We start from the raw sequence: 2,188 nt of genomic DNA on the forward strand, positions 1-2,188 counted from the left end.
AACAGCATCGCCCATTTTGGCACTCAAGAACAGCAAATACAGCAAGCCGAAAACATCGCTGACACTTTGGTGAATTTCAAATCCCGATACAATGAATTGGGCAACACTTATAACAGCATCACCACCGCGCTCTCTAGCATCCCTAACGCGCAAAGCTTGCAAAATGCGGTGAGCAAAAAGAATAACCCCTATAGCCCGCAAGGCATAGAGACCAATTACTACTTGAATCAAAACGCTTACAACCAAATCCAAACCATCAACCAAGAGTTAGGTCGTAACCCTTTTAGGAAAATGGGAATTGTCAGTTCTCAAACCAACAATGGTGCCATGAATGGGATCGGTATTCAGGTGGGTTACAAACAATTCTTTGGGCAAAAAAGGAAATGGGGCGCTAGGTATTACGGCTTTTTTGATTACAACCATGCGTTCATCAAATCCAGCTTTTTCAACTCGGCTTCTGATGTGTGGACTTATGGCTTTGGAGCGGATGCGCTTTATAACTTCATCAACGATAAAGCCACTAACTTTTTAGGCAAAAACAACAAGCTCTCAGTGGGGCTTTTTGGTGGGATTGCGTTAGCGGGCACTTCATGGCTTAATTCTGAATACGTGAACTTAGCCACCGTGAATAATGTCTATAACGCTAAAATGAACGTGGCGAATTTCCAATTCTTATTCAACATGGGAGTGAGGATGAATTTAGCCAGACCCAAGAAAAAAGGCAGCGATCATGCGGCTCAGCATGGGATTGAGTTAGGGCTTAAAATCCCCACCATTAACACGAACTATTATTCCTTTATGGGGGCTGAACTCAAATACCGCAGACTCTATAGCGTGTATTTGAATTACGTGTTCGCTTATTGACATTTAGCCCTTTGTGGAACCCCCTTTTTTAACCCTCTTTTTTGGGGGGGTTTGTTTTAAACTTTCTTTTTTAAGGGATTTCTTTTTTTGGGGGGGTTTTGATCCTTTTCTTTTTTCTGATTTTTTAACCCGCTTTTTAAGTTTTTATTTTTGGGGGATTTTGATGAAAAATCTTTTTTAGCGTTTTTGACGATTTGGTTAGTGGAAAACTTGATACTAATTTAAGCGATAGTTTTTAAAAAGCGCTTCTTTATATTAGGGGGATTAAGTTGGAGATTAAAAGGGGGAGAATGGTTTCAAATGCTTCCTATCTCTTTAAGAGAATAAAATAAAACTTTAAGAAAACGAAACTTTAATAAAATGATTTTTACAACAAAATGAGAGCTAAAACGATTATTTTTCACTCACAGAACTTTTATTTTTTTAATCTTTAAGTTTTTATTCTTTAAGTTTTTCACTGATTTTTCATCTGTTTTTTTAAGTTTTTTCACAAAACAAAGTTTTTGATTTTTCTAGCCTTTTTAATCTTGCTCTATCGCTTGCGCTATAATGAACTGATCTTATATTTTAAAGGAATAAAATATGCCAAATACCACCAACAAAGATTACACAAAATACAGCCAAAAACAGCTTTTTAATTTTTTAAATTCTATCAAGGTTAAGCAAAAAAGAGCGTTAGAAAAATTGAAAGAAATTCAAACTCAAAAACAAAGGATTAAAAAAGCGCTCCAATTTAAAGCGCTAAACTTAACCGAAAATGGATACACCATAGAAGAAGAGCGAGAAATCTTAGCAAGGGCTAAAGACACCAAGAACCACTTTTGTTTTAAAAGCGTAGAGGATTTTAAAAAACATTGTGAAAACTTATAAATGAGATTTAAAAATGCTGATGATTGAAACCAGTAAAAAATTTGATAAGGATCTTAAAATTCTTGTTAAAAATGATTTAAAGCTTTTATATAAAGTGGTTGGAAATTTAGCCACAGAGCAACCCCTAGAACCCAAATACAAAGACCACCCACTCAAAGGCGCTTTATAAAAGATTTTAGGGAATGCCACCTAAAACCGGATTTATTGCTTGTCTATTTAAAAAACAAGAAAACACTCTAGTGCAAGTCTATAAAGCGATCAATAAACTTTCTCAAATTGAGTGGTTTAAAAAGTCTGTTAGGGATATTAGAGCGTTTAAGGTAGAGGACTTTAGCGATTTTACTGAGATTGTGAAATCCTAGCGTTTAGCCAAATTTTTAAAATTCTTGGCACTTATAGAGTGAAAAGCAACGCTTTTTTTAGTAAGACTAGGCAGTCACAGCGAGCTGTTTTA

The 2,188-nt window shown here is 35.5% G+C and carries 1 protein-coding gene and 3 pseudogenes; all 4 read left to right on the forward strand.

Annotation, left to right across the window (positions count from 1 at the left end):
* Positions 1-864, forward strand: a pseudogene (gene babB, locus EWZ81_RS05395) (Hop family adhesin BabB); the annotation flags it as partial.
* 582 nt (positions 865-1,446) lie between these two features.
* Entirely contained in the window at positions 1,447-1,734 is a 288-nt protein-coding gene (locus EWZ81_RS05400) for a type II toxin-antitoxin system antitoxin (protein WP_165549282.1), read from the forward strand.
* A gap of 13 nt (positions 1,735-1,747) precedes the next feature.
* Positions 1,748-1,974: pseudogene (locus EWZ81_RS08490) on the forward strand (type II toxin-antitoxin system RelE/ParE family toxin).
* Positions 1,959-2,096: pseudogene (gene vapD / locus EWZ81_RS08740) on the forward strand (endoribonuclease VapD); the annotation flags it as partial. The pseudogenes EWZ81_RS08490 and vapD, both read left to right, overlap by 16 nt.
* Between the last annotated feature and the right edge of the window lie 92 nt (positions 2,097-2,188).

The sequence above is a fragment of the Helicobacter pylori genome, from assembly GCF_011140715.1.
Taxonomy (GTDB): Bacteria; Campylobacterota; Campylobacteria; order Campylobacterales; family Helicobacteraceae; genus Helicobacter; species Helicobacter pylori_DA.

Excerpts from the sequence above, each read along its gene's own strand:
- EWZ81_RS05400 (WP_165549282.1), top strand. The coding sequence starts at position 1,447 with ATGCCAAATACCACCAACAAAGATTACACAAAATACAGCCAAAAACAG.